Raw genomic sequence first — 22,989 nt, forward strand, 5'->3', positions numbered from 1 at the left:
TCATGATCGTACGCAGGGCCGTCGGCCGGGCCGGGATGGCGCCGGCTCCGGGCGTGTCCCCCGGTGGGCGCCGCCGGGCAGGGCGAGGGCGGCGGGCAGCGCGAGGGCGGCGATCGCCGCCAGGGCCGGGAGCGCGAGGCCCCGGGCCGGTACGAATCCTCCGTCCGGCACGAGGGCGAGCAGGAGGGTCGCGATGGCGACGCCGAGCGCCGGGCCGACGTTCATCGCGGTCTGCTGGAGGCCCCCGGCGACTCCGGCGTGGGCCTCGGGGGCACGGTGCACGACGACGGAGGTGGCGGTGACCATGAGCGTGACGAAACCGGCGCCGAGGAGGGCGGAGCAGCCGCCGACGGGGAGGGCGCCGGCCGTGGCGTCCAGGCGGGAGAGCAGCAGGACGCCGAGCGCGAGCAGGGCGGCGCCGGCCGTCGCCGTGCGACGGGGGCCGAAACGGCGCTGGAGCAGCGGGCAGAACGGCGCGCCGAGCACCATGAGGAGGGCGAGCGGCAGGACGCGCAGCGCGCAGGCGAGGGGATCGAGCCGCTGGACGTCCTGGAGGAAGTACGTCGCCACGAACAGCGAGCCGAAGAGGGCCGCCGAGGCGGCGAGGAGCGCGGCGGTCCCGGCGACGACGGGCACGCTCCGGAGCAGTTCGGGGGGCAGCAGGGGGCGGGCGACGCGGCGTTCGTGCCGGGCGAGGGCGGTCGCGGCGACGACGGCCCCGGCGCACGCGAGCGCGCCGGGCCGGACGCCGCCGGGGCGGGCGGTCTCGACGAGCCCGTGGACCAGCAGGCCCAGGGCCACGGCGAGCAGCAGGGCGCCGACCGGATCGAGCGCGGTGAGACCGGGGGGCACGGGCGGGCCCGCGGGGGCGGTTCGGGGTGGGGGTCCGGCTCGGCCGGAGACGATCAGGCCGGGTGCGGTGGCCCCGTCGGGGACGGTCCCGTCGGGCGTGGTCCGGTCGGGGGCTCCCGCTTCCCCGGGGTGCGGCTCCCGGGTGCCGAGGGCCAGGAGGCCGATGGCGAGGGTCGGCGGAACGCCCAGGAGGAAGACGGAGCGCCAGCCGTACGCGGAGACCAACGCGCCGCCCACGAGCGGTCCGGCGGCGGCCGCGAGGCCGATGACTGCGGTGCGGACGGCGATCGGGGTCGCGAGCCGGCCGGGCGGGAAGGCCGTGCGCAGCATGCCGAGGGTGGCGGGCTGGAGGAGCGCCCCGCACACCCCCTGGAGCACGCGCAGCGCGATCACGGACCCGATGCCGGGGGCCAGGGCGACACCGGCGGAGGCGGCGGCGAAACCGAGGGCGCCGACGGCGAAGACCCGGCGGTGGCCGTAGCGGTCGCCGAGGCGGCCCGCGAAGACCAGGAGGCTCGCGACGGCCACGAGGTAGCCGGTGCTGGTCCACTGGACCTGGCCGACGTCGGCGTGCAGGTCGCGCTGGAGGGCGGGTTGGGCGACGGTCAGGACCGTGCCGTCGAGGGCGACGACGGCCGCTCCGACGACGCTGCAGGCGAGGACGGGGGTGCGGCGCCGGTTCACGGGGCCGGCTCCCCGGGCCCGAGGTGGGCGTCGAGGGCGGCCGCGAGCAGCGGGGCGGGATCGGCGCCGCCGGTCGCGAGCCGGAGGCTGCCCCAGTGCCGGAGCTGGGCGATGCCGTGCAGATTGGCCCAGAGGGCGCCCGCGGCGACGACCGGGTCCGTGTCGGTGCGGACGCGGGCGACCAGGTCGGTGAGCCGGGCGAAGAGCGGCAGGCTCGTCTCGCGCAGTCCGAGCCGCCCGCTCTCCAGCAGGTCGTGCCGGAACATCAGCTCGTACATGCCGCGTCGCGACCCGGCGTAGTCGAGGTAGACGCGGGCGAGGAGCGCGATCCGCTCGCGGGGTCCGGCGTCCTCCCGGTCCTCGGCGGCGACGCGGGCGGCCAGTTCGGCGAAGCCCTGCCGGGCGATGGCCGACAGGAGGTCGAGGTGGGTGGGGAAGTGACGGCGGGGGGCACCGTGGGAGACGCCGGCGCGGCGGGCGATCTCGCGCAGCGAAAGGGCCTGGGCGCCCTCGGCGTTCACGAGCTCGACGCCGGCCCGGACGAGCCGTCCGCGCAGCCCGTCGTCCTCGCGATCGTCGCGCGGTCCGGCGTCCTTCCGACCGTGTTCCCCGTGACCTTCTTGGTCTCTCTGCATGGACACTGTCTACCAAGAGCGAGTAGACAGTGTCTACTCGCTCTCACGCCTTGGTCCGTTACACTGGAGGGCAGCGAAGGGGAGTAGCCCTGCGAACCGGTCGTCGACACACTGGAACCCCCGGGTTCCCGGTGGCCGGGTCCACGGACGACGTGGACGGGCGAGACCTTCGGCCAGGCATCAACCATGTCCGCGCATCCGTGGCCGCGGTCCGTCATGCCGGGCCGAGTGGTCCTCCCGTCACCCACCGAGGTGTCGTGCGGGGCCCGGGGGCCCGGACCGAGCAGAGAGCCCCGGTATGCACCTCGACCCCTTGGCGATCCTCACCGCCTTCGGGCTGATCTTCCTCGCCGAGCTTCCCGACAAGACGATGTTCGCGTCCCTCGCCATGGGCACGCGCATGCGGCCCCTGTACGTGTGGTTCGGCACCTCCACCGCCTTCCTGGCGCACGTCGCCATCGCGGTGGGCGCCGGCAGCCTGCTCGGGCTGCTTCCGGGCTGGATCGTCAAACTCGTCTCGGCGCTCTTGTTCGGCTTCGGCGCCTTCATGCTGCTGCGCGGCGGGGGCGACGACGAGGACGACGACACGGGCGGCCGGACGGTCACCGGCTTCTGGCCCGTCTTCTCGACCGCCTTCATGGCCGTGTTCATCAGCGAGTGGGGCGACCTGACCCAGATCACCACCGCCAACCTGGCCGCCACCAACGGCACCTGGTCGACGGCGATCGGTTCGTTCGCCGCCCTGACGAGCGTCTCCGCCCTCGCCCTGGTCGCGGGCCGCTTCATCGCGAAGCGCGTCCCCCTCAAGACCGTTCAGCGCATCGGCGGCGTGTGCATGGCGGGGCTCGCGATCTGGTCCCTGACCGAGGTCTTCACCGGCTGACGCGGCCCCGCCGCCGTCTCCCCCGCCCCGTCGCCCCCGGAGGGCGGCGGGGCAATTCGTTTGCTCCCGGACGATCACGGAGGAGAGGCTCGCCGGGCGGCGGAGCCCCGTCGCCGACCCCGGGGAGCAGAGTGCCGTCCTTCACCTACCGGATCACCAAGTACGACCCCGCCGACCGCGACGAGCACGGCTCGTACGTCGGCGACGAGGACACCGTCAGCGACCACGGCCCGGTGGAGACCGCCTATCTGAAGGCCGTGGCCGCCTTCGCCGAGGCGACGGGGATCGACCGCCTGGACGTTCGCGAACCGCAGGTGACCGGCCCCGTCTCCTTCGGCCGGGAGCCGGCGGTCGAAGGAGACGGCCTGGCCGGACTGTTCCCGCCCGACCTCGAAGGCTTCCACGACGGAGCCACGGTCCCGCTGTCCGTGGCACTGGAGCTGGTCCGGGCCATGCTGCGGGACAACGGCGCCTGGTGCCGGCTGGAGGTCGAGGACGTGTTCACCGTGCACGTCGGACAGGACCAGTACCTCTACGTCGGCAGCGACCGGCCCTGCGAGGAGGCCCTCACGCGCACGCGTGCGCTCGGCCTCTTCCCCGAGCGCCTGCCGGTGTCGCCCTACGCGGCGGAGTTCGACGAGGAGCCGGGAGAGCAGCGCCCCGCCGACGAGGACTTCTGGGACCTCGTGCGCCGGCGCGTCACCGAAGGCCGGGCGGCCCTCCTGGAGGAGCGCCACGTCTCCAACGCCTCACGGTGGCACCGGCTCACGGGGCGCGACCTCGACGGGGTGCGCGCCCGGCTCGCTCCCCGTGCCTGTGTGGCGGTGTGGCCGGACCTGTCGACCGACGTCGACGCGGTCCTCGCCGCGCTGCCGGAGGAAGGCCTGGTGGAGTTCGTCCGGGAGGACGGGGAGGACGGGAGGGACGGGGGCGGAAGGATCACCAGCGCGATCGCCGACGCGTCGGAGTACGGGGCCGCGGCCGCGTGGCTCGCGGGCGCCCGGGCCGCCGCCGCACTGCGCCCGTACGAGGACGGCGACCAGCCCCTCCTCACCGCCGTCCTGCCCGACGCCGACGGCGTCCTGCGGGCCCGATGGAGGACCGAACAGGCCCCCGGCGACCGGAACTGGGCCTTCATGAAGCGGCTCCGGCGCGGCCAGGTCGTCACCGGCACCGTCACGCACATCGCCTCCTTCGGCGTCACGTTCGTGGACATCGGCGGCTTCACCGCGATGATCAACCTTCCGGAACTCTCCCGTGACCACGTCGACCATCCGTCCGACGTCGTCACGGTCGGCCAGGAGGTCACGGCCGAGATCCTCGACGTCGACACGGGGCGCGAGCGCGTGTCGCTGTCCCTGAGGGCCCTGGAGGACCCGGCGAGGACCCGGCGGCGTCCGGGGCCTTGATGAAGGAGTGAATCACTGCTTCACTCCTTCCATGCCCTACCGCCGCACCCCCGCCGTCCAGGCCCGGCTCGACGCACAGCGCGCCTCCGTCGTCGAGGCGGCCCTCGGACTGCTCGCCGAGCAGGGCTACGCGGGATGCACCGTGGCGGCCGTCGCCGCCCGGGCCGGGATCGCCACGGGCAGTGTGTACCGCCACTTCGACGGCAAGTCCGAACTCGCCGTCGAGCTCTTCCGGACCGTGGTGGGGCGGGAGGTCGCGGCCGTCTCCGAGGCGGCCGGGCACCCCGGGCACCGTTCGGCCGCCGAGCGGGTGGTCGCCGTCGTCGAGACCTTCGCCCAGCGCGCCCTGAAGTCGCCGCGCCTCGCCTACGCCCTGCTCGCCGAGCCCGTCGACCCGGCCGTGGACGCGGAACGGCTCGTCTTCCGGCGCGCGTTCCGGGACGTGTTCGCCGCCCGCGTCGAGGAGGGCGTCCGCTCGGGCGAACTACCGCCCCAGGAGCCCGTCCTGACGGCCTCGGCGCTGGTCGGGGCGGGCGCCGAGGCGCTCGTCGGCCCGCTGGCGGAGGGGTCCGTCGGGCCGGGCACCGTACCCGCACTCGTCACCTTCACCCTGCGAGCACTGGGAGTCCCCGATGCCGACCACGCATGAGGTCACCAACCAGGTCCCCCCGCTGACCGGTCACGACACCTCCGCCGACCCCGCCCTGCTGGAGGCGCTGCGCCGGGAGGGCGCCGGCTGGGCCGAGGCGGAGGTCCGCGAGCTGGGGATGCGGGCCGGCGGCGCCGAGGCGCAGGAGTGGGGGCGGCTCGCCGAGCGCCACTCCCCCGTGCTGCACACCCACGACCGGTACGGCCACCGGATCGACGAGGTCGAGTTCCACCCGTACTGGCACTCCCTGATGGACGTGGCCGTGCGGCACGGGCTGCACGGCGCGCCCTGGCGGGACGAGCGGCCCGGTGCCCACGTGGCGCGCGCGGCGAAGGTGTTCGTGTGGGGGCAGGCCGACGCCGGTCATCTGTGCCCGGTCTCGATGACGTACGCGGCCGTGCCCGCGCTGCGCGCCCAGCCGGAGCTGGCCGAGGTGTACGAGCCGCTGCTCTCCTCCCCGTCGTACGACTTCGGTCTGCGGGTGCCGGCGGAGAAGCGCGGGATCATCGCCGGGATGTCGATGACCGAGAAGCAGGGCGGCTCGGACGTCCGGGCGAACACGACCCGGGCGGTCCCGGCGGGCGAGCCCGGTCTGTACGCGCTGACCGGGCACAAGTGGTTCACCTCGGCCCCCATGTCCGACGTCTTCCTCACGCTCGCACAGGCGCCGGGCGGCCTGTCCTGCTTCCTGGTGCCGCGCGTCCTGCCGGACGGCAGCCGCAACGCGATCCGCCTCCAGCGCCTGAAGGACAAGCTGGGCAACCGGTCGAACGCCTCCTCCGAGATCGAGTACGAGGGCGCCCTCGGCCGGCTGGTCGGCGAGGAGGGGCGCGGGGTGGCGACCATCATCCGGATGGTCAACATGACGCGGCTCGACTGCGCGATCAGCTCGGCGTCCGGGATGCGCCTCGGGCTCGTGCACGCGGTCCACCACGCCACGCACCGCGGCGCGTTCGGGGCGCGGCTCGTCGACCAGCCGCTGATGCGGAACGTCCTGGCCGACCTGGCGGTGGAGGCGGAGGCGGCCACGCTGGCGGCGCTGCGGCTCGCCGGGGCGGTGGACCGGGCGGTACGCGGCGACGCGGAGGAGGAGCAGCTGCGGCGGCTCGGTCTCGCGGTCACCAAGTACTGGGTGTGCAAGCGGGCGCCCGCGCACGCGGCCGAGGCCCTGGAGTGCCTGGGCGGCAACGGCTACGTGGAGGACTCGGGCCTGCCGAGGCTCTACCGGGAGGCGCCGCTGCCCTCGATCTGGGAGGGGTCGGGGAACGTGGCCGCGCTCGACGTGCTGCGGGCGATGGCCCGTCAGCCGCAGGCGGTGGAGGCGTTCTTCGCGGAGGTCGACCGGGGCGCGGGCGCCGACCGGCGCCTGGACGCGGCGGTCGCCGGGCTCCGCAAGGAGCTGGCGGGGCTCGGCGATCCGGACGCGGTGGCGTACGGGGCGCGGCGGCTCGTGGAGCGGCTCGCGCTCGTGCTCCAGGGCTCGCTGCTCGTACGGCACGGGAACCCGGCGGTGGCGGACGCGTTCTGCGCCTCGCGGCTCGACGGCGACCGGGGCCTGGCCTTCGGCACGCTTCCGGCGGGCCTGGACACGGCCTCGATCATCGAGCGGAGCGGGCCGGACGCGGCGGTCTGAGGACCTCGTCGGGCGGAGTGCTCCACACGGCGGGGTTTTCCCCGGACAGGCCTCTCCCTGACGGGTCTCCCCCGGCGGGAATTCTCTCCGCACGTCTTCGAGGCGGACAGGATCCGTCCTACTTCACGCCTACCGTCGCCGGAGCGTCCCGCCCCGGGGCGCGCCGACGGAAGGACCATGAGATGGACGAGCAGACCGGCGCGGCGCCGAAGGGTTACACCAGCGTGGCGCCCTGGGTCGTCACCGACGACACCGGAGCCTTCCTCGACTTCGTCGCCGAGGTGTTCGGGGGCGAGGAGCTGGCGCGCGTGTTCACCGAGGACGGCTCGATCGGCCACGGGGAGATCCGGATCGGTGACACCGTCGTCCTGGCCTTCGACCGGCGCCCGGACTGGCCCGTCGTGCCCAGTCTGCTGCGCGTGTTCGTCGCCGACGCGGACGCCGCGTTCGCCCGGGCCGTCGCGGCGGGCGGCCGCGTCGTCACTCCCCTGTCCGACAACGCCTTCGGGCAGCGGGGCGGACGCGTCCGGGATCCCTTCGGCACCATCTGGTGGGTGACGAGCCACGTCGAGGACGTCCCCGAGGAGGAGATGTGGAAGCGGCTCCAGGAGCCGGCGTACGCGGAGGGCATGCGGGTGGCGCAGGCGACGCTCGACGCCGAGCTGAGCGGCCGGGAGCGGGGGCGCAGCAGTGCCCCGGCCGGACCCGCCGCCTGACTCCCGCACGCGCACGGCGGGCCGGGGGCCCGCCGTGCCTCCCCGGCCTCCCGGTGGGAGGCTGAGGGGGCGCGTGCCCCGGAGCACGTCTCCCCGGGAGAACGTTCCCCGGGACGCGGCTCCCGGGTCACGGTGTTCGCCGGAGCGAGAGGGAGGAGTCCCGTTGGACGGCGAGGCGATGCACGAGGAGCTGGACGCGCGGGCGGCCGGGACGGCGGAGCGGGTGGTGGCCTGGCGGCACCATCTGCACCGGCATCCGGAGCTGTCCAACCGGGAGGTGAACACGGCGCGCCTGGTGGCGGACCACCTGCGCGCCCTCGGCCTCGACGAGGTCCGCACGGGCATCGCGGGCCACGGGGTCGTGGGGGTCCTGCGCGGCGGGACGTCGGGCGAACGGGTCGTGGCGCTGCGGGCGGACACGGACGCGCTGCCGGTGCGGGACCTGTGCGGGGCGGACTTCGCCTCCGAGGTGGTGGACGCCGACTACCCGGGCGGCCCGTTCCCGGTGTCGCACGCCTGCGGCCACGACTGCCACACGGCGATGCTGCTCGGCGCGGCGACGGTCCTCTCGGAGGTCCGCGACCGGCTGCCGGGGACCGTCCTCTTCGTCTTCCAGCCCGCCGAGGAGGGCCCGCCGGTGACCGAGGAGGGCGGCGCGCGGGCGATGGTCGAGGCCGGCGCCTTCGCCGACCCGGTGCCGACGATGGTCTTCGGGATGCACGTGACGCCGTACCCGAAGGGGTACGTGGGGTACAGGATCGGCAACCAGTACGGCGCGTCCACCCTCGTCCGCATCGTCGTCACCGGCCGGCAGACGCACGGCTCCACGCCCTGGCAGGGCGTCGATCCGATGCCGGCGGCCGGAGCGATCCTGACGGGCATCGGCCAGCTGTACCGGCAGGTCTCGGCCTTCGACCCGGTCACGGTGTCCATCGGGCACGTGGAGGACGTCGGCCGGTTCAACATCGTCGGGGAGACGGTGACGCTGTGGGGCACGATCCGCACCGCCGTCGAGTCGGACATGGCGGAGGTGCGACGGCGCCTGACGACGCTCGTGGAGCACTCGGCGGCGGCGTACGGGGCGACGGCCGCGGCGGAGTACCTCCAGCCCGTGCCGCCCGTGCGCAACAGCGGACCGTGGGTGGCGGCGGGGCTACCGACCTTCCGCCGGGTGGCCGGCGAGGGGCGGGTGGTGGAGACGGGCGGGACGCTCGGGTACGACGACGTCTCCGAGTTCGTGCGACGGTTCGGCGGCCTGTACGTGACGCTCGGCGTCCAGGACGCGGCCCTGGACGCGTCGGGCCGGCCGGTCCCCGTGGAGGGCGGGCGCGGTCTGGTGACCAACCACCACCCCGGCTTCTACGCCGACGACTCCGCGCTCGTCACCGGTGTCCGGCTCCACGCGCACGTGGCGTACGACCACCTGAGGGGAGCGCTCGTCACCCGGGAGGAGACTCCCGACGCGGGCGGGACGCTCCCGGCGCGGCAACCGCCGTCACGAAGGCCCTGAGCGGGGCGGAGTCGGCGGCGGTGGGCCAGACCAGGGCGTACGCGAGGGGCGGGACGTCGCGCAGGGGTACGTAGGCGATGCCCGGCCGGGGGTGGTGGCGGGCGCCGCGGGCCGCGCCGGGGGCGACGCCCCGCCCCGCGGTCACGTGGGAGAGGACCTCCTGCCAGGTGGCGGCGGCCGGGCCCAGGCCGACGGGGGCCCCGGAGGGGGTGCGGCGCGGGTAGTGGTGGTCGAGCCAGTACCGGGGGTGGGTGCCCGTCGGAACGATCAGGGGCAGTCCGGCGAGGTCCTCCGGGCCGAGGGAGGGACGGCCGGCCAGGGGGTGGGCGGCGGGAAGGAGCAGGACCCGGGCGTCGCGATCGTTGAGCGGGACTCAACGCCGTTTTCATGATGACGGCTTGTTCCGCCGGGCCGGCACCGGGGAGCCTGGAGGCCTCGCCCCGCCCCGCCCCGTACGGAAGAGGTTCCGTGGGTCCACGCCCCCTCGCACCGCCCCCGAAGGTCCCGCTCCTCGCCGTGGCGGGGGCGGTCGCCGTCGCCGACCTGTACTTCCCGCAGCCGCTGCTCGCCGCCGTGGCGCGCGGTCTGGAGGTGCCGGAGCGGACGGCGGGCCTGATCGCCCCGGCCGCGCAGTTCGGGTACGCGCTCGGCATCCTGCTGCTCGTGCCGCTCGCCGACACCGCACGGCTGCGGCGCCTCACCTCGGTGCTGCCGGCCCTGACCTGTGCGGCGCTGCTCGTCGCCGCGGCGGCGCCGGGCGTCGTCACCCTCTCGCTCGCGACGCTCGCGCTCTCCACGACGACGGTGCTGCCGCAGATCCTCACCCCGGTGGCGGCGGTGCTCGCGGACCCCGGGCGGCGGGGGCGGGTCGTGGGCCTGGTGGGCCTCGGTCTCACCCTGGGCTCCACCCTGTCCCGTACGGTCTCGGGGGCCGTCACCGACGCGACCGGCACGTGGCGGACGGCGTACGTGGTCGCCGCCGCGGCGACGGCCGCGCTGCTGTGCGTACTGCCGCGCCGACTGCCCGAGCGGCTGGGCGCGCCCGGCGAACGTGGCGGCGGGTCGTACGCGAGGCTCCTGGCCGGGCTCCCCCGGCTCCTCGCGGCCCATCGGGAGCTGCGGGTCTCGGCGCTGCTCGGGGCCTGCGTCTTCGCCGCGTTCAGCGTCTTCTGGGCGGTACTCGCCTTCCACCTGGCGTCCCCGCCGCTCGGGTACGGGCCGGGGGCCGCCGGGCTCTTCGGGATCCTCACCCTGCCGGCGGCGCTGCTCTCGGCGGGGCGGCCGGGTCCCTCGCCGGGACGTGGCTGTACGCGGCGTACGGCTGGCCGGCCGCGCTGCTCGCGGCAGGGGCGCGGGTCGCCGTCGGCGGCCTCGTCCCGGTGGTGGCCTGGGTGCGGCCGGCGGTCCCGACTTGCGTCCCCGTCGTCACGCGGGAGGCTGGGGTGAGCCACCCGCGCACCCCGCAGGGAGAGACATGATGCTGGACCTCACCGCCCTCGCCGACGAGCACCTGGCCGCGGCCCGCACCGCGCCGCACGGGCGGAGCGCCCATCTGGTGATGCACGACGGGGTGCTCCGGCAGACCGTCATCGCCCTTGCGGCGGGCACGTCCCTGGACGAGCACAACGCGCCGCCCGCCGCGAGCCTCCAGGTGCTGCGGGGCCGGGTGAACCTCACGGCGGCCGACCGGGCGGAGGAGCTGCGGGCGGGCACGCTCCGCATGATCCCCAAGGAGCGGCACGGCCTCACCGCCCTGGAGGACGCGGTGGTCCTCCTGACCGCCGTGAACGACTGACCCGATCCCCCGCGGCACCCGGTCACTCGGTCGCGTCGAGGTCCTCCGCGTAGTGCTCGATGGCCGGCCGGTACGTGCGGATGGACGGGTCCTCGCTGGTCCCGGCGAGCAGGCGCAGCAGCAGGGCGACCGACTCGTGGTGCCGGCCCGTGTTGTAGAGGGCCATCGAGAGGAAGGCACGCAGGGAGCCGTCCCCGGGGAACTCCTCGACGGCGCGGGTCAGGAGGGCGACCGCCTCCTCGTACCGGCCGAGCACCCGGTACGTGCTGCCGAGACCGAGGAGCGCGCCGCGACGGTCGTCGGCCGCGAGCCGCCCGGAGCCGCCGTCGAGGGCCCGTTCGTAGTACGGCACGGCCTCCGCCTCCAGTCCCAGGACGTCGTGCGCCCAGGCCGTCTGGTAGGCGACCTCGGCGTCGTCCGGCCACCGGGCGGCGAGCACGACGAGCCGCTCACGGGCCTCTTCCCGCCGTCCCTCTTCACGCAGCGCGACCGCCTCGGCCAGCAGGCCGTCCCTCTCCTCGTGGTGCTCCATGGCGCCATCCTCGCAGCCCGCGACGGGCGTCCCGGCACCGGCCGGCAGCCGAGGAGGACGTCCACGGCCCTTGGCCGGCTCCGAGAACCCCATGTACGGGCGCTGGGACCGGGCAGGACCACCGAGCCCCTCCGAGAACGCGGCCCATGCCTACGACACGGCCCGCGCCCCCCAGAGATTCCGGCGCACCCCTGTTCGGATCGGGTGATCGCACGTGGGACGATCACGTCGCGCGGGCCCATGGGGCCTGCGGTTGAAGGCGGGATCGTCCGTGAAGGCGAGGAAGAATACCGGGAATGGTCACCAGGGGGATGGCGCGGCTGCTGCTCGGCAACGGCGGTGAGGCTGCGCTCGAACTGACCCTGGAGCCCTGGGCGGAAACGCGACGGATTCCGCCGAAGCAGACGTGGGTGGTTGTCACTCACTCGCCCGCAGCAGATGGACCGTGGTCCGGGACTCTGCGCGAGGACGAACCGTTCCAGGTCGATCATCGGCCCGAATCGGTCACGGTGTGGGTCAACGGCAACTGCTTCCACCCCAGCGACAGGGACGGGAACCCGGTCGACGCGGCCGACTGGCATTGCCCTGCTCAGGGTTCCGATGATGACGATTCTTGAAATCGGCCGGCGCCGCTCGGGGAAGGCGTGACGAACACCCGGCCCAGGTCCGCCCGGGTTACGAGTGCGACGACGGTCCGGCCTCTGCGGATCTCCACCGCGGCCGACGTGCTCCGGGACAGCAACTGCTCGTCGGCGAGGATCAACGCGTCGCGCAGCTGGGCCGCGTGGCCGAGGCCCATCAAGGCGTGCTGATCGTCCACCGTTCGGACCTGGTACGTGTTCGACCCGCCTGGATCATCGAGCACTCGGACGTCGAACCGTGAGATGGCGAGGACCAGGCGTTGCCCGTGGAGTACCTCGACGTGTTCGGCGATGCCCTTGCGGATCCACCAGCTCGCGATGCCGGCGGCTTGGCCCAGAAGGTTCACCCCTGTCACGTCCAGAAGGCTCGAGGGCCCTCCCGGCCGCGTGACATCGCGCCGGAATCGGTACATCGGCTCTTCGGAATCTATGGGTCCTCCTTGTGTCGACCCCAGTCTGCCCGCACCCCGGGGAAGCCGTCACGCCTCATGGAGCGCGCGGGCCGCGCCGACCGGTCAACGGCACGTCTGCGGCGATGCCGCGCGTATTCCTCGGCCACCCCGGACAACTGGCCGTCCCTGGACCTGTCCGGCTCTTGGGCGGGGTCTCCCTCGGGGCATCCGTTCGCAGGTCAGGCGTGCTTCAGTTGGGGAGATCCACCGAGCCCTGGTGGGGTCACCCCCGAGTAGGGGTGGTCGCTTTCAAGGAGCGCCATCGCCGAGCTCTTTCAGGACCTGTTCCGCCGGTGGCAGCGGGACGGCACCTGGCACCGGCTCCTCAACTGGCTGCAGTCCCTGGCTGACGCGAAGGGTGCGATCACGTGGGACCTGAATGTCGACTCCACGGTGTGCCGCGCGCACCAGCATGCGGCCGGGGCCCTCAAGCAGGGCGACCTGCAGAAGGAACCACCGGGCGGCGGGTTCACCGAGCCCCGTGATCACGGACTGGGGAGGTCGCGCGGCGGGTTCACAACCAAGCTTCACCTGGCCGTCGAGCAGGGGCAGGAGCCCATGTCGATCGTGGTCACGGCAGGACAGCGCGGCGACTCGCCGCAGTTCGAACCCGTGCTGAAGAAGGTCCGAGTGCCCCGCACCGGGCCGGGTCGACCACGCATCCGCCCCGACCGCGTGCGGGCCGACAAGGCGTACGTCTCCCGCGAGAACCGCGCCTACCTGCGCCAGCGCGGGATCCGCTGCACCATCCCGGACAAGGCCGGCCAGGCGCGCAACTGGCAGAAGCCCGGCTCCCGCGGCGGACGGCCGCCACATTTCGACCCGGTCGACTACCGCCAGCGCCACGCGGTCGAGTGCGGCATCAACCGCCTAAAGAGACATCGCGCTGTCGCCACGCGCCATGACAGGCTCGCCGTCCGGTACGAGGCGACCGTGCTGGTCGCGGCCCTTAACGAGTGGCTGTGAGAGGCGCCCTGCTGGGACCATGCGTCGGTGAACTCAGGACTCCCCGCCGGATGGACGATTGAGCGCGTACGCGTTCTTTCCGGAGACCCAAGCGCCGTCCCGCTCTCCCTCGATCGGCTCGTAGTCGTCGAAGCGGCCGGTCAGGGCGACTACGAGCCGCTCCGGCCCGATGCGATTCTCGCGTTCCACGAGTTGTGCCTCGTGAGGGACGACGGCGAGTGGTTCATGGGGCAGCTTGACGATGACGGCTCGGTGATCTGCTGGGCCTCCTATGGATCTGACCTGGTCGAGGCCATCCGCAGTCTTTGAACGACACCGTGCGTCTTCAGCCACTTTCGCAACACGCTCCAGAAGGACCCGAAGGACTGGGACCTCGTTGGACAGGTCGGACGGACATAGGACTTGGTCTTCTAGGCAGACGGGGCGGTCGCGTGCCAGCATGACGGCGTGACAAAGATCGTCAAGGGGGGAAACCTGCCGATCCCCGGGCAGGTGTGGCGGATCGCGGTCGTCCGGCGGGCGGCCGGGGACGGAGTGCCGGAGGTCGACGCCTCGGCGCTCCTGCTCGACGCCACGGGCCGGGTCAGGGGTGACGGCGACCTCGTCTTCTACAACCAGCTGACCCATCCGTCCGGCGCCGTGCGCCACATCGGACAAGTGCGCGACGAGCAGCGGCGTGTCGCCGACTGGCTGGAGGTCGACACCGCGCTGGTGGAGCCCGCCGTCCATCGCATCGTCATCAGCGCGTCGACCGACGTGGGGACGTTCGGCCAGGTGCCGGGCCTCCTCGTACGGACGATCAGCGCCGGTACGGGGGAGCAGCTGGCGCTGTACGAGGTCGACGACGCGAGCACCGAGACGGCGTTCGTCCTCGGCGAGTTCTACCGGCGCGACGGGACGTGGAAGTTCCGGGCCGTGGGCCAGGGGTGGGACTCCGGCCTCGTCGGTCTGGCGGAGGACTTCGGCATCGAGGGCAGGGACCCCGACGAGTCCGCTCCCGACGATGAGCACGCCCTCGACGGCGAGCCGGCCCCGACCGGCGCCCCGCCGGAGGAAATCCCCGCGGAGCTCCTGGCGAAGGTCCGGGAGGCCGAGGCCGTCGTCCCGGCACGGGTTCCCGTTCAGGGTGCCGTGCGGACCGGCCCGCTGTCGGACGTCGGCGTCTTCGGCGAGGACTTCCCCGAGTTCTTCAGGAGCGGCAAGGGCAGGAAGAGCTTCACGGTCGACGTGCCGATCCCGGCCGGCTACGTGGTGGTCGACTTCACCCGGAGGGGCGACGGCTACTTCGGCGTGCACAGCCTGGACGAGCACGGCAGGGACGACGCCCTCCTCGCGAACACGACCCTGGAGGACTTCGAGGGCCGGTCCGTGCTGCGCCACCACGGCAGGAGCCCGCTGCGCCTGCACGTGAACGGGGCGGAGCGCGAATGGACGATCGCCGTCCGTCCGGTGAGCGTCGTGGAGGAACTCGGCCGGGGTGCGAAGGGCCGGGGTGAGGACGTGCTGCTCCACATGGGGCCCGCCGGGCGGCTCACCTCCCGGCTCCACACCTACAACCACGCGTACTTCCACATACAGGGCCATGAGCCGGGCGGTCACACCCACTTGCTGGCCAACGTGGCGAGCAGGCGCCCCAAGGACACGAAGGAGCTGCCCGAGGGTCCCCTGCTCGTGCAGGTCAGGAGCGCCGATGGCGACTGGACCGTGGAGGTCCGCCCGCCGAAGGAGAGGGGCTCCGGCAGGTTCTGGCGCCGGGCCGCGCGCTAGAGGATCTCTTGTCGGTCATGTGTCGAGTCGGATGAGGGTGCCGTCGGGTGTGACGGCGGCGGGGCGACGGTAGACGGCTTTGTCCGATTCGCAGTACCGTTTCCGGCGCCGTCCGCGCCCCTGGAGCTGGTCGACGCGTTCGGGGACCGCCGTCTTGATCACGCGTCGTCGGAGGCAGGCCCGGACCGTCGCGGGCGAGGTGGAGCTTGCCGGTCGGCCCACTGCGGGAGCGGCCGAGACCGCGTCCTTCGAACCCTCTGTGGCAGCCGTGTGCCGAGAGGAGCGGACGATCGTGGAGTAGATCCCGACCAGCCGGCCCGCCTGCACCCGGCTCCGGGCGACGGCCAGGAGCCGGTCGAAAGTGCCGTCGGCGGCCCAGCGGGCGAACCGTCCAGGGACGGTCCGCCAGGGACCGGACCGTTCGGGCAGGTTCCTCCCGGACGGTCCGGTGCGGAACGTGAACACGATGCCCTGGAACAGCAGCCGGTCCGGATGCCGCTTGCGCCCGGAATTCCGCACGAGAGCAAGGGCCCCGGCTTCCCGAACAAACTGCCGGCCCCCTTTTCCTGTGCGGAACGGTCGGGCCTCTTCGTCCCCGTCGGAATCGAAGGCACCCGTGCCCCGCCGGAGATCGGACGAGCCCGGGGTCAGGACCCGCGGGTGGACGTGCTCCGAGAAAAATGTGGTGCCAGGTGACGGGCCGCCATAGCGGGCGGGCCGGATTGTGGCGTCCTCACCCATGGAGGGCGGCTCCGGAGAGCCCGTAGCCTCCCGGCCGATCCCCCGTCAGGAACGAGCCGCCCGGGAGTCCCCATGCGTCCACTCCGTCCCGCCCGCTTGCGCGGGCCACGCCGTCTCGCCGCGCTGCTGCTGTGCGCCGCCGCGGCCCTCTTCCCGACCGCGAGCCCCGCCGGGGCCGCCGCTCCCCCGCCCGTGCCCGGCACGCTCCATGCGTACGACATCGGCTCCGTGTTCAGCGCGGGCGTCTCGTCCGGCGGGTACATGGCCACGCAGCTGCACGTGGCGTACTCGGGGACGTTCGAGGGCTCGGCCGTCTTCGCCTCGGGGCCGTACGACTGCGCCCGGGGGCAGCTCGCCACGGCGCTCAACGCCTGCATGGACACCACGCAGAACCTCCAGCTCGCCGCCCTGGAGCAGGCCACCCGCGACCGGTCCGCACAGGGGCAGATCGATCCGGTGGCGAACCTGGCGGGCGACCCGGTGTACGCCTTCAGCGGGTCGGCGGACACGACGGTGAAGCGGCCGGTGGTGGACGCGCTCTCCGACTACTACGGACGGTTCGGCGCCCGGGTCCGCTACGACCGCTCCACTGCGGCGGGGCACGCCTGGATCACTCCCCTCGGCCCCAACTCCTGCGGGGTGACGCAGACCCCGTTCCTGAACAAGTGCGGCGTCGACGCGGAGGGGGCGCTGCTCGGGCACCTCTTCGGGTCGGTCGCGGCGCCCGGTTCCGGGACGGGCGGCTCGCTGATCCGCTTCGACCAGAACGCGTACGTGCCCGGTGGTTCGGCGTCGGCCGTCTCGATGGGCACGGAGGGCTTCGCGTACGTGCCGAAGTCCTGTGCCGACGGGGCGCGCTGCCGCCTGCTCGTGGCGCTGCACGGATGCAAGCAGGGGTACACGTACCAGGGCTTCGGGACCCGGTTCGTCGAGGGCGCCTACCTCAACGAGTACGCCGACACCAACGACATGATCGTCCTGTACCCGCAGGCGGCGGCCACGGGGACCCTGGAGAACCCGAACGGCTGCTGGAACTGGTGGGGGTACCTCGGCGACACGGCCTACGCCCGGCACGGCGGAAAGCAGATCGAGGCGATCATGGGCATGGTGCGGGCGCTGCGCGGCACCGGGACGCCGCCGCCCTCGTCCGACCGGACCGTCCTGTCCAGCACGGACGCCGAGGACGGGTACCTGAAGGCGGCCGCGGACGGTTCGGGGGCGGCGGTCGGCACCCTGGAGGACCTGTCCGGGCTCGCGCTCGGCCGGGGCACGGACAGCAAGGTGAACCGCACGGTGGTCTCCTTCGACACCTCGCGGATCCCCGCCGGCAAGGAGATCTCGCGGGCCTGGCTGACCGTCACCCGGTCGAGCGGCTCGGGCGACCCCTGGGCCTCGCCCGCCGGGAACCGGCTCCTGGTGGACGTGCGGACGGGCTGCTTCGGCGGGTGCGCGGTCGAGCCGGCGGACTGGGCGGCGCCGGCCTCGGTGGCGGGCGGCGCGCGGATCGACGCGTTCTCGTCCGGGAGCGCGGTGTCGACGGACCTGTCGGCGGAGGCGCTGGCGGCTCTGAACCGGGGCGGGACCACCCAGTTCCGCCTGGGCTTCGCGTCGGCGCCGACCGGCACGGCGTACCTCTTCGTGAACCGGGACGCGCCGGTGACGCTGACGGTCGAATACCGGTAGTCCGACACCGGTGTTCGAACACCGGTACCTGGATGCCGGTAGGGGTCCGGAGCCGTGGCCGGCGCAACGGGTCAGCGGGGCGGCTCCGGAAGCTCCTCCCCGGTCTCCAGGAGGGACTTGAGGCTGGAGATCAGCGCGGGCCAGCCCTCGCCGATCAGCTCCTTGATGGTGCCGTCGGAGGCCAGGTCGCCATGGGTGACCGTCAGTCTGACCGTGTCGCCCGACGGCTCGATCGTGAAGGTCACCCGGGACCGGGGCTCCGCGGCGAGCCGTTCGTACACGTCGTGGCCGAGGCCGACGGCGTCCGCCCAGGCCGGGGTGAAGGTGTGCCAGGTGTACGAGAGGAGGCGGCCGGGCTCGGACGCGAGGACCACCTGCTCGGGATCGGCGGTCCTGCGGCCGCCCTCCTCCCAGACCATGGGGGCGCCGGGGGACCAGTCCGTCTCGAAGGACACGCCCCAGTAGCGGCGGGTGAGCTCCGGATCGGTGAGCGCCGTCCAGAGCGCGTCGGGGGTGGTCCGGATGTAGGTGGTGTAGACGAACGTGTCACTGTCCATCGCGCTGCCCTCGGATCTGCTCCCCCGTGGCTTCCCCTCCCCTCCAGCCTAGGCAGGCGCCGGACGTACGTGCCAGCGAAGGAATCCGACGGGCCCCCTCCCGGCCGGTCCTCGCCAGTGTTCGCCGGTCCTCGCCGATGTTCACCAGTCCCTGCCGGTCTGATGATCCTTCTTCGGTTGAATAGGTGCGGAAGAAACTATTCAACGGGCTGCTAGCGTGTCCGGATGTCCCTCAAGCACGCCGTCCTCGCAGCTCTCCTGGAGGGCGAGGCCTCCGGATACGACCTGGCCAAGATCTTCGACGTGTCCGTCGCCAACTTCTGGGCCGCCACCCCGCAGCAGCTCTACCGCGAGCTCGACCGGCTGGCGGAGGCCGGTCTGGTCACGGCCCGGGTGGTGGAGCAGGAACGGCGTCCCAACAAGCGGATGTTCAGCCTCACGGAGTCGGGCAGGCGGGATCTGGCCGCCTACACGTCGACGCCTCCGCGTCCGAGCGCCGTCCGTGACGAGCTGATGGTCCAGGTGCAGGCCTGCGACGAGGGGGACACCGCGGCCGTCCGCGCGTTCGTGGCCCGGCGGATGGAGACGGCCCGGGCGAAGCTCGCCCGCTACGACCGTCTGCGGGAGCGGATGCTCGCCGGCCGGGACGAGGAGACGTATCTGGACGAGGCGGAGCGCGTCGGGCCGTATCTCACGCTGATGCGCGGCCGGTTCTTCGAGGAGGAGAACCTGCGCTGGGGCGCCCGCGCCCTCGCCGTGCTCGACCGGCGTGCCGGCGCCGCGGAATCCGGCGCCGCAAAGGCCGCGGAAGCCGTGGCGAGGGAGACGGGGAGGACTACGGCCGAGGCGGCGCGGGGGGCGTGACGGGCCCGGAGGGATGACCGGGGGTTCTACTCTGCGGTAACGTCACCGCCCGGCCGCCGGAGGCTCCGGCGGCGCATCGGGACGGATCGGGGACGAACCTCCATGAACGTCGGTGACCTCGTCGAGGACTTCAGCCTGCCGGACGAGACGGGCGCCCCGCGCTCCTTGACCGGGCTGCTGGCCGAAGGGCCGGTCGTCCTCTTCTTCTACCCGGCGGCGCTCACCCCGGGCTGCACCGCCGAGGCCTGTCATTTCCGTGACCTGGCGGCCGAGTTCCGTGCCGTCGGCGCGCTGCCCGTCGGGATCAGCTCCGACGGGGTGGAACGTCAGCAGGAGTTCGCCGAGCGGCACTCCCTCGGGTATCCCCTGCTGTCCGATGTGGACGGCACCGTGCGGGAGCGGTTCGGCGTCAAGCGCGGGTTCTCGATCGCACCGACGAAGCGGGTCACGTTCGTGATCGGTCAGGACCGGCGGGTGCGGGAGGTCGTGCGCAGCGAGCTGCGGATGAGCGCGCACGCGGACCGCGCGCTGGCCGCCCTGCGCGGCGCCTGAGCCACGCCCGGTCCACGTCTCCATCCGACCACGGGGGCGGGCGGCCCGCACGGCGGGCCGCCACGACGTGCGGAGGTGCGGCACCTGGGTGAGACTCGCTGCAAAAGCCCGGCCTCTCGCCGGTCGGCGCCGGAACGGAGCGTGCAGGCATGGACGACTACCCTCTGCTCAACCTCTTCTGGACCATGCTCTGGTTCTTCCTCTGGATCATGTGGTTGTTCCTGCTGTTCAAGGTGGTCACCGACATCTTCCGGGACCACGATCTGAACGGCTGGGCCAAGGCGGGCTGGTTGATCTTCTGCATCCTGCTCCCGTACCTCGGGGTGCTGGTCTACGTCATCGCCCGCGGCAAGGGCATGAGTCGGCGTGACGCCAAACAGGCGAAGGACAGCGAGGCCGCTTTCCAGGACTACATCCGCAAGGCCGCCGGGTCCGGGGAGGGCGGCGTGAGCGCCACGGACGAGCTGGCCCGGCTCGCGGAACTGAAGGACAAGGGCGCCATCACGGCGGAGGAGTTCGAGAAGGCGAAGACCAAGGTGCTGTCCTGAGGTGCCGAGAAGGTGCGGGCGGCGCGACCTGCCGGGCCCGTAGGTCTCTCCCCGGAGATCTACGGGCCCGGCGGGCTGTCGGGATGCTGACCACATCACACCCCCTAAATGCGTATCTGAAATACCGCTTTGATACGGTCGGACCGTGAAGTTGACCAAGTTCACCGACCTGGCACTCCGCGCCGTAATGCGCCTGGCGGTCACCCCACAGGAGGAGTCCGTCACCACGCGCGAGGTGGCGGAGTCGATGGACGTGCCGTACACCCACATGGCGAAGGTGATCACCCGGCTCCAGCACCTCGGCGTGGTCGAGGCGCGACGCGGGCGCGGCGGCGGGCTCGTCCTGACGGAGCTGGGCCGGCGCTCATCGGTGGGCTGGCTGACCCGCACCCTGGAAGGCGAGGAGGAGGTCGTCGCCTGCGAGGGCGACCCGCCCTGCCCGCTCAGGTCCGCCTGTCGGCTCCGAGGGGCGCTCCGCGAGGCGCAGGAGGCGTTCTACCGCGCGCTCGACCCGCTGACCGTGGCGGAACTCGTGTCCTCACCGACCGGTCCGCTCCTCCTCTCCCTCTCCCCCCGCCCCACCCCCTGACCGCACTCCCCGACCGCACGCATCGCAGGGCGTGCGCCTCCCTTCGCCCTTAAATAGGTAAATGATCTACCAGTTTGGAGTTCCCATGCTGTCCGAGCAGGCCGTCCCTGTCGTCCGCGCCACCCTGCCCGCCGTCGGCGGCGCCCTGGACCGAATCACCGAGCGCTTCTACGGGCGTCTCTTCGCCGCCCACCCCGAGCTCCTGCGCGACCTGTTCAACCGGGGCAACCAGGCCAACGGCGATCAGCGGAAGGCGCTCGCCGGCTCCATAGCCGCCTTCGCCGTGGCCCTGCTGGAGCACCCGGGCCGGCGCCCCGACGCGATGCTGTCGCGGATCGCGCACAAGCACGCCTCGCTCGGGGTCGCCTCGAACCAGTACAAGGTCGTGCACGAGCACCTCTTCGCCGCGATCGTGGAGGTCCTCGGCGACGCGGTGACGCCCGAGGTCGCGCGCGCCTGGGACGAGGTGTACTGGCTGATGGCCAACGCCCTCGTCGCCGTGGAGGCCCGCCTCCACCAGGAGTCAGGCGTCACCGAGGGCCAGGTCTGGCGGCCGATGGAGATCGCCGAGCGACGGGAGGAGACGGCCGACACGGTCTCGTTCCTCCTGCGCCCCTCGGACGGGAGCCCCACAGCCGCGTTCCGGCCGGGCCAGTACGTGAGCGTCCGGGTCGCCCTGCCCGACGGAGCCCGGCAGATCCGCCAGTACAGCCTCTCCTCCGCCCCGGGGCGCCCGCAGTGGCGGATCACGGTGAAGCGGGTCGACGGCGACCCGGCGGGCGAGGTCTCGTCCTGGCTGCACGCCCATGCCCGCGAGGGGGACACGGTGGAGGTGTCGGCTCCGTTCGGCGATCTGGTCCTGCCCGCGGGCGACGGCCCCCTGCTGCTCGCCTCCGCCGGAATCGGCAGCACCCCGATGCTGGCGATGCTCGACCACCTCGTGAACACCGGATCGACCCGCCCCGTCGTGGTCGCGCACGCCGACCGTGCTCCCTCGACCCACGCGCACGCCGCCGAACTGCGGCGCCTCGTGGACGCGCTGCCACAGGGAACCCTGCACCTCTGGTACGAGGAGCCCGGCGACTCCGGCGCCCGGCCGGGCCGCGCGGACGTCACCGCGCTCGACCTGCCGACGGGCATGACCGCGTACCTCTGCGGACCGCTGCCCTTCCTGCGCGCCGTGCGCGGCGACCTCCTCGGCCGGGGCACCGCCGCGGCCGACATCCACTACGAGGTGTTCGGCCCCGACCTGTGGCTGGGCACCGAAGGCTGACCCACCCTCTTCCACCCGAACTTCCTTCGATCTCCAAGCAGCATGGCGTTACTGCTACGGATACTGCATAGTGAGGTGCCATATCGGCCTCGCATTCAGCGGGTCCGGGAGGATCGGACGGAAGCGGCGGAGACAATGGGGTCGTTCGGGTCGGCAGACGGCGGTCGCGGTGCCGGGCGGCCGGTGCGCGGGATCGCCCTCGACATCGGCAGCTCCCGGACCCGCGCCTGGACGCCGGGGGCGGGCGTCTTCGCGGACGTGCCGAGCGGCCCGGTGCGGCGCGGCCGCGTGACCGACGCGGAATCCCAGCTCCGGCTGTTGCGGCGCCTGACGGCCGCGGCACCGGGCGGAGACGGTCACGACACCGTCGTGATGCTGACCCACCCGGTGCTCGCCGGCCGGGAGGAGCGGGAGGCGGTGAAGCGGGTGGTGGACGGTCTCGGCGCGGTGCGGGTCTTCGCCGTGGACAGCGCCCGCGCCGCGGCGGCCCACGCCGCCCCGCCCGGCGACGGCCCGCTGCTCGTGGTCGACCTCGGCGCGCAGTTGACCGAGGTCACGCTCGTCGTGGACGGCCTCGTCGTGGACGCCCGGCTCGCCGAGGTCGGTCTCGACGACCTGCCGGATTCGGGGAGCGCCTCGGACGCGGTCGCCGGGACGGCCGCCGACCTGGTGAGCGACCTGTGGCGGCGCGACCGCACGGGCGCCGTGCGCGGCGCTCTGCGCCGGGGCGTCCTGGTGGCGGGTGGCGGCGCCCTCCGTCTCGACGTGACCGGTCGGCTGGCCCATCTTCTCCGCGCCCGCCTCCGCCTGGCCAACGACCCGTCGACCAGTGCCGTCCGGGGCGCGGGCCTGATGCTCGCCTCCGCCCTCCGCCACCCGACCGCCTCCCCCGCCCGGCTCTGACGCCGGGCGGCTCTGACGCCGGGCGGCTCTGACGCCGGGCGGCTCTGACACCGGGCGGCTCTGACACCGGCAGGGGGCGGAGACGTCCGGGCGACGAAGAGCCGGTCGGCGAGCCGGGGCTTGGACGGTCCAGGGCTCAGGTCGTCCGGGGCGGA

25 protein-coding genes and 1 pseudogene are annotated in these 22,989 nt (G+C 73.4%); 18 read left to right on the plus strand and 8 right to left on the minus strand.

Translation table 11 applies throughout. From position 1 onward, the window contains the following. Positions 1-1,536, minus strand: a complete 1,536-nt coding sequence (locus ADL08_RS06450; RefSeq protein WP_053641083.1) for an MFS transporter — start codon at positions 1,534-1,536, stop codon at positions 1-3. After that, positions 1,533-2,171, minus strand: coding sequence for a TetR/AcrR family transcriptional regulator (locus ADL08_RS06455; RefSeq protein WP_078968396.1), 639 nt, complete (start codon positions 2,169-2,171; stop codon positions 1,533-1,535). The genes ADL08_RS06450 and ADL08_RS06455 overlap by 4 nt, the downstream gene beginning before the upstream one ends. A 298-nt stretch (positions 2,172-2,469) precedes the next feature. Between ADL08_RS06455 and ADL08_RS06460 the strand changes: the two genes are divergently transcribed. From ADL08_RS06460 to ADL08_RS06485, 6 genes are all read left to right on the plus strand, one after another. Beyond that, the gene (locus tag ADL08_RS06460) at positions 2,470-3,054 is read left to right on the plus strand and encodes a TMEM165/GDT1 family protein (protein WP_053641084.1); all 585 of its coding nucleotides are present in this window, start codon (positions 2,470-2,472) and stop codon (positions 3,052-3,054) included. 131 nt (positions 3,055-3,185) lie between these two features. Beyond that, a complete protein-coding gene (locus ADL08_RS06465) occupies positions 3,186-4,463 on the plus strand; it encodes a S1 RNA-binding domain-containing protein (RefSeq protein WP_053641085.1) in 1,278 nt (425 codons plus the stop codon). Positions 4,464-4,494: 31 nt separating this feature from the next. Then, the gene (locus tag ADL08_RS06470; protein ID WP_053641086.1) at positions 4,495-5,112 is read left to right on the plus strand and encodes a TetR/AcrR family transcriptional regulator; all 618 of its coding nucleotides are present in this window, start codon (positions 4,495-4,497) and stop codon (positions 5,110-5,112) included. After that, entirely contained in the window at positions 5,096-6,745 is a 1,650-nt protein-coding gene (locus ADL08_RS06475; protein ID WP_053641087.1) for an acyl-CoA dehydrogenase family protein, read from the plus strand. The genes ADL08_RS06470 and ADL08_RS06475 overlap by 17 nt, the downstream gene beginning before the upstream one ends. A 182-nt stretch (positions 6,746-6,927) precedes the next feature. Further along, positions 6,928-7,461 (plus strand): VOC family protein, encoded by a 534-nt coding sequence (locus tag ADL08_RS06480; RefSeq protein WP_053641088.1) that lies wholly within the window; start codon positions 6,928-6,930, stop codon positions 7,459-7,461. A gap of 163 nt (positions 7,462-7,624) precedes the next feature. Continuing rightward, positions 7,625-8,971 carry a M20 metallopeptidase family protein gene (locus tag ADL08_RS06485; RefSeq protein WP_107092097.1) on the plus strand — a complete coding sequence of 449 codons (1,347 nt, stop codon included), beginning with the start codon at positions 7,625-7,627 and terminating at the stop codon, positions 8,969-8,971. Here ADL08_RS06485 and ADL08_RS35150 read toward each other — a convergent pair. Next, positions 8,901-9,314 carry a LysR substrate-binding domain-containing protein gene (locus ADL08_RS35150; RefSeq protein ID WP_324615455.1) on the minus strand — a complete coding sequence of 138 codons (414 nt, stop codon included), beginning with the start codon at positions 9,312-9,314 and terminating at the stop codon, positions 8,901-8,903. The genes ADL08_RS06485 and ADL08_RS35150 overlap by 71 nt on opposite strands. Before the next feature lie 125 nt (positions 9,315-9,439). Here ADL08_RS35150 and ADL08_RS06490 point away from each other — a divergent pair, with 125 nt between their 5' ends. Both ADL08_RS06490 and ADL08_RS06495 read left to right on the plus strand, forming a co-directional pair. After that, positions 9,440-10,417: an MFS transporter gene (locus ADL08_RS06490; RefSeq protein ID WP_234352026.1), complete on the plus strand. Its 978-nt coding sequence runs from the start codon at positions 9,440-9,442 to the stop codon at positions 10,415-10,417. Between the two features lie 31 nt (positions 10,418-10,448). Further along, complete coding sequence (locus ADL08_RS06495; RefSeq protein WP_053641129.1) at positions 10,449-10,766, plus strand: cupin; 318 nt, start codon at positions 10,449-10,451, stop codon at positions 10,764-10,766. A gap of 22 nt (positions 10,767-10,788) precedes the next feature. Here ADL08_RS06495 and ADL08_RS06500 read toward each other — a convergent pair whose 3' ends face one another. Further along, positions 10,789-11,298, minus strand: coding sequence for a tetratricopeptide repeat protein (locus ADL08_RS06500; protein WP_053641089.1), 510 nt, complete (start codon positions 11,296-11,298; stop codon positions 10,789-10,791). Positions 11,299-11,609: 311 nt separating this feature from the next. Here ADL08_RS06500 and ADL08_RS35155 point away from each other — a divergent pair, with 311 nt between their 5' ends. Beyond that, positions 11,610-11,915: a hypothetical protein gene (locus tag ADL08_RS35155; RefSeq protein WP_234352027.1), complete on the plus strand. Its 306-nt coding sequence runs from the start codon at positions 11,610-11,612 to the stop codon at positions 11,913-11,915. On the opposite strand, the gene ADL08_RS06505 is transcribed toward ADL08_RS35155, so the two are convergent. After that, positions 11,888-12,295 carry a hypothetical protein gene (locus ADL08_RS06505; RefSeq protein ID WP_159043120.1) on the minus strand — a complete coding sequence of 136 codons (408 nt, stop codon included), beginning with the start codon at positions 12,293-12,295 and terminating at the stop codon, positions 11,888-11,890. The genes ADL08_RS35155 and ADL08_RS06505 overlap by 28 nt on opposite strands. Before the next feature lie 375 nt (positions 12,296-12,670). Here ADL08_RS06505 and ADL08_RS06510 point away from each other — a divergent pair. Next, positions 12,671-13,357 (plus strand): annotated as a pseudogene (locus ADL08_RS06510) (IS5 family transposase); the annotation flags it as partial. Positions 13,358-13,390: 33 nt separating this feature from the next. Here ADL08_RS06510 and ADL08_RS37055 read toward each other — a convergent pair. Next, positions 13,391-13,546 (minus strand): hypothetical protein, encoded by a 156-nt coding sequence (locus tag ADL08_RS37055; RefSeq protein ID WP_159043119.1) that lies wholly within the window; start codon positions 13,544-13,546, stop codon positions 13,391-13,393. 258 nt (positions 13,547-13,804) lie between these two features. Here ADL08_RS37055 and ADL08_RS37945 point away from each other — a divergent pair, with 258 nt between their 5' ends. Continuing rightward, positions 13,805-15,124, plus strand: a complete 1,320-nt coding sequence (locus ADL08_RS37945) for a TerD family protein (protein ID WP_053641093.1) — start codon at positions 13,805-13,807, stop codon at positions 15,122-15,124. A 15-nt stretch (positions 15,125-15,139) separates the two neighbouring features. Here the strand turns inward: ADL08_RS37945 and ADL08_RS36460 are convergent, their stop codons facing one another. Continuing rightward, positions 15,140-15,643, minus strand: a complete 504-nt coding sequence (locus tag ADL08_RS36460) for a transposase (RefSeq protein WP_063885245.1) — start codon at positions 15,641-15,643, stop codon at positions 15,140-15,142. 294 nt (positions 15,644-15,937) lie between these two features. Here ADL08_RS36460 and ADL08_RS06530 point away from each other — a divergent pair, with 294 nt between their 5' ends. Beyond that, entirely contained in the window at positions 15,938-17,548 is a 1,611-nt protein-coding gene (locus ADL08_RS06530) for a PHB depolymerase family esterase (RefSeq protein WP_053641094.1), read from the plus strand. Positions 17,549-17,619: 71 nt separating this feature from the next. On the opposite strand, the gene ADL08_RS06535 is transcribed toward ADL08_RS06530, so the two are convergent. Continuing rightward, the gene (locus ADL08_RS06535; RefSeq protein WP_053641095.1) at positions 17,620-18,105 is read right to left on the minus strand and encodes an SRPBCC family protein; all 486 of its coding nucleotides are present in this window, start codon (positions 18,103-18,105) and stop codon (positions 17,620-17,622) included. Between the two features lie 225 nt (positions 18,106-18,330). On the opposite strand from ADL08_RS06535, the gene ADL08_RS06540 reads away from it, so the two are divergent. From ADL08_RS06540 to ADL08_RS06565, 6 genes are all read left to right on the plus strand, one after another. Beyond that, positions 18,331-18,969: a PadR family transcriptional regulator gene (locus ADL08_RS06540; protein WP_053641096.1), complete on the plus strand. Its 639-nt coding sequence runs from the start codon at positions 18,331-18,333 to the stop codon at positions 18,967-18,969. Positions 18,970-19,071: 102 nt separating this feature from the next. Next, entirely contained in the window at positions 19,072-19,521 is a 450-nt protein-coding gene (locus tag ADL08_RS06545) for a peroxiredoxin (RefSeq protein WP_053641097.1), read from the plus strand. Between the two features lie 149 nt (positions 19,522-19,670). Beyond that, positions 19,671-20,069, plus strand: a complete 399-nt coding sequence (locus tag ADL08_RS06550; RefSeq protein WP_053641098.1) for an SHOCT domain-containing protein — start codon at positions 19,671-19,673, stop codon at positions 20,067-20,069. Positions 20,070-20,214: 145 nt separating this feature from the next. Continuing rightward, complete coding sequence (locus ADL08_RS06555; RefSeq protein WP_053641099.1) at positions 20,215-20,658, plus strand: RrF2 family transcriptional regulator; 444 nt, start codon at positions 20,215-20,217, stop codon at positions 20,656-20,658. Between the two features lie 85 nt (positions 20,659-20,743). Next, complete coding sequence (locus tag ADL08_RS06560) at positions 20,744-21,931, plus strand: globin domain-containing protein (protein ID WP_053641100.1); 1,188 nt, start codon at positions 20,744-20,746, stop codon at positions 21,929-21,931. A 135-nt stretch (positions 21,932-22,066) separates the two neighbouring features. Next, entirely contained in the window at positions 22,067-22,834 is a 768-nt protein-coding gene (locus ADL08_RS06565; protein ID WP_053641101.1) for a rod shape-determining protein, read from the plus strand. Positions 22,835-22,989 lie beyond the last annotated feature (155 nt).

It is taken from the genome of Streptomyces sp. NRRL F-6492, from assembly GCF_001280125.1.
Lineage (GTDB): Bacteria > Actinomycetota > Actinomycetes > Streptomycetales > Streptomycetaceae > Streptomyces.

Bases quoted from the DNA above. Each gene is read 5' to 3' on its own strand.
- ADL08_RS06455 (WP_078968396.1), bottom strand. From the start codon at position 2,171: ATGCAGAGAGACCAAGAAGGTCACGGGGAACACGGTCGGAAGGACGCC.
- ADL08_RS06460 (WP_053641084.1), top strand. From the start codon at position 2,470: ATGCACCTCGACCCCTTGGCGATCCTCACCGCCTTCGGGCTGATCTTC.
- ADL08_RS06470 (WP_053641086.1), top strand. From the start codon at position 4,495: ATGCCCTACCGCCGCACCCCCGCCGTCCAGGCCCGGCTCGACGCACAG.
- ADL08_RS06475 (WP_053641087.1), top strand. From the start codon at position 5,096: ATGCCGACCACGCATGAGGTCACCAACCAGGTCCCCCCGCTGACCGGT.
- ADL08_RS06480 (WP_053641088.1), top strand. From the start codon at position 6,928: ATGGACGAGCAGACCGGCGCGGCGCCGAAGGGTTACACCAGCGTGGCG.
- ADL08_RS06495 (WP_053641129.1), top strand. From the start codon at position 10,449: ATGCTGGACCTCACCGCCCTCGCCGACGAGCACCTGGCCGCGGCCCGC.
- ADL08_RS06500 (WP_053641089.1), bottom strand. From the start codon at position 11,298: ATGGAGCACCACGAGGAGAGGGACGGCCTGCTGGCCGAGGCGGTCGCG.
- ADL08_RS35155 (WP_234352027.1), top strand. From the start codon at position 11,610: ATGGCGCGGCTGCTGCTCGGCAACGGCGGTGAGGCTGCGCTCGAACTG.
- ADL08_RS06530 (WP_053641094.1), top strand. From the start codon at position 15,938: ATGCGTCCACTCCGTCCCGCCCGCTTGCGCGGGCCACGCCGTCTCGCC.
- ADL08_RS06535 (WP_053641095.1), bottom strand. From the start codon at position 18,105: ATGGACAGTGACACGTTCGTCTACACCACCTACATCCGGACCACCCCC.
- ADL08_RS06540 (WP_053641096.1), top strand. From the start codon at position 18,331: ATGTCCCTCAAGCACGCCGTCCTCGCAGCTCTCCTGGAGGGCGAGGCC.
- ADL08_RS06545 (WP_053641097.1), top strand. From the start codon at position 19,072: ATGAACGTCGGTGACCTCGTCGAGGACTTCAGCCTGCCGGACGAGACG.
- ADL08_RS06550 (WP_053641098.1), top strand. From the start codon at position 19,671: ATGGACGACTACCCTCTGCTCAACCTCTTCTGGACCATGCTCTGGTTC.
- ADL08_RS06560 (WP_053641100.1), top strand. From the start codon at position 20,744: ATGCTGTCCGAGCAGGCCGTCCCTGTCGTCCGCGCCACCCTGCCCGCC.
- ADL08_RS06565 (WP_053641101.1), top strand. From the start codon at position 22,067: ATGGGGTCGTTCGGGTCGGCAGACGGCGGTCGCGGTGCCGGGCGGCCG.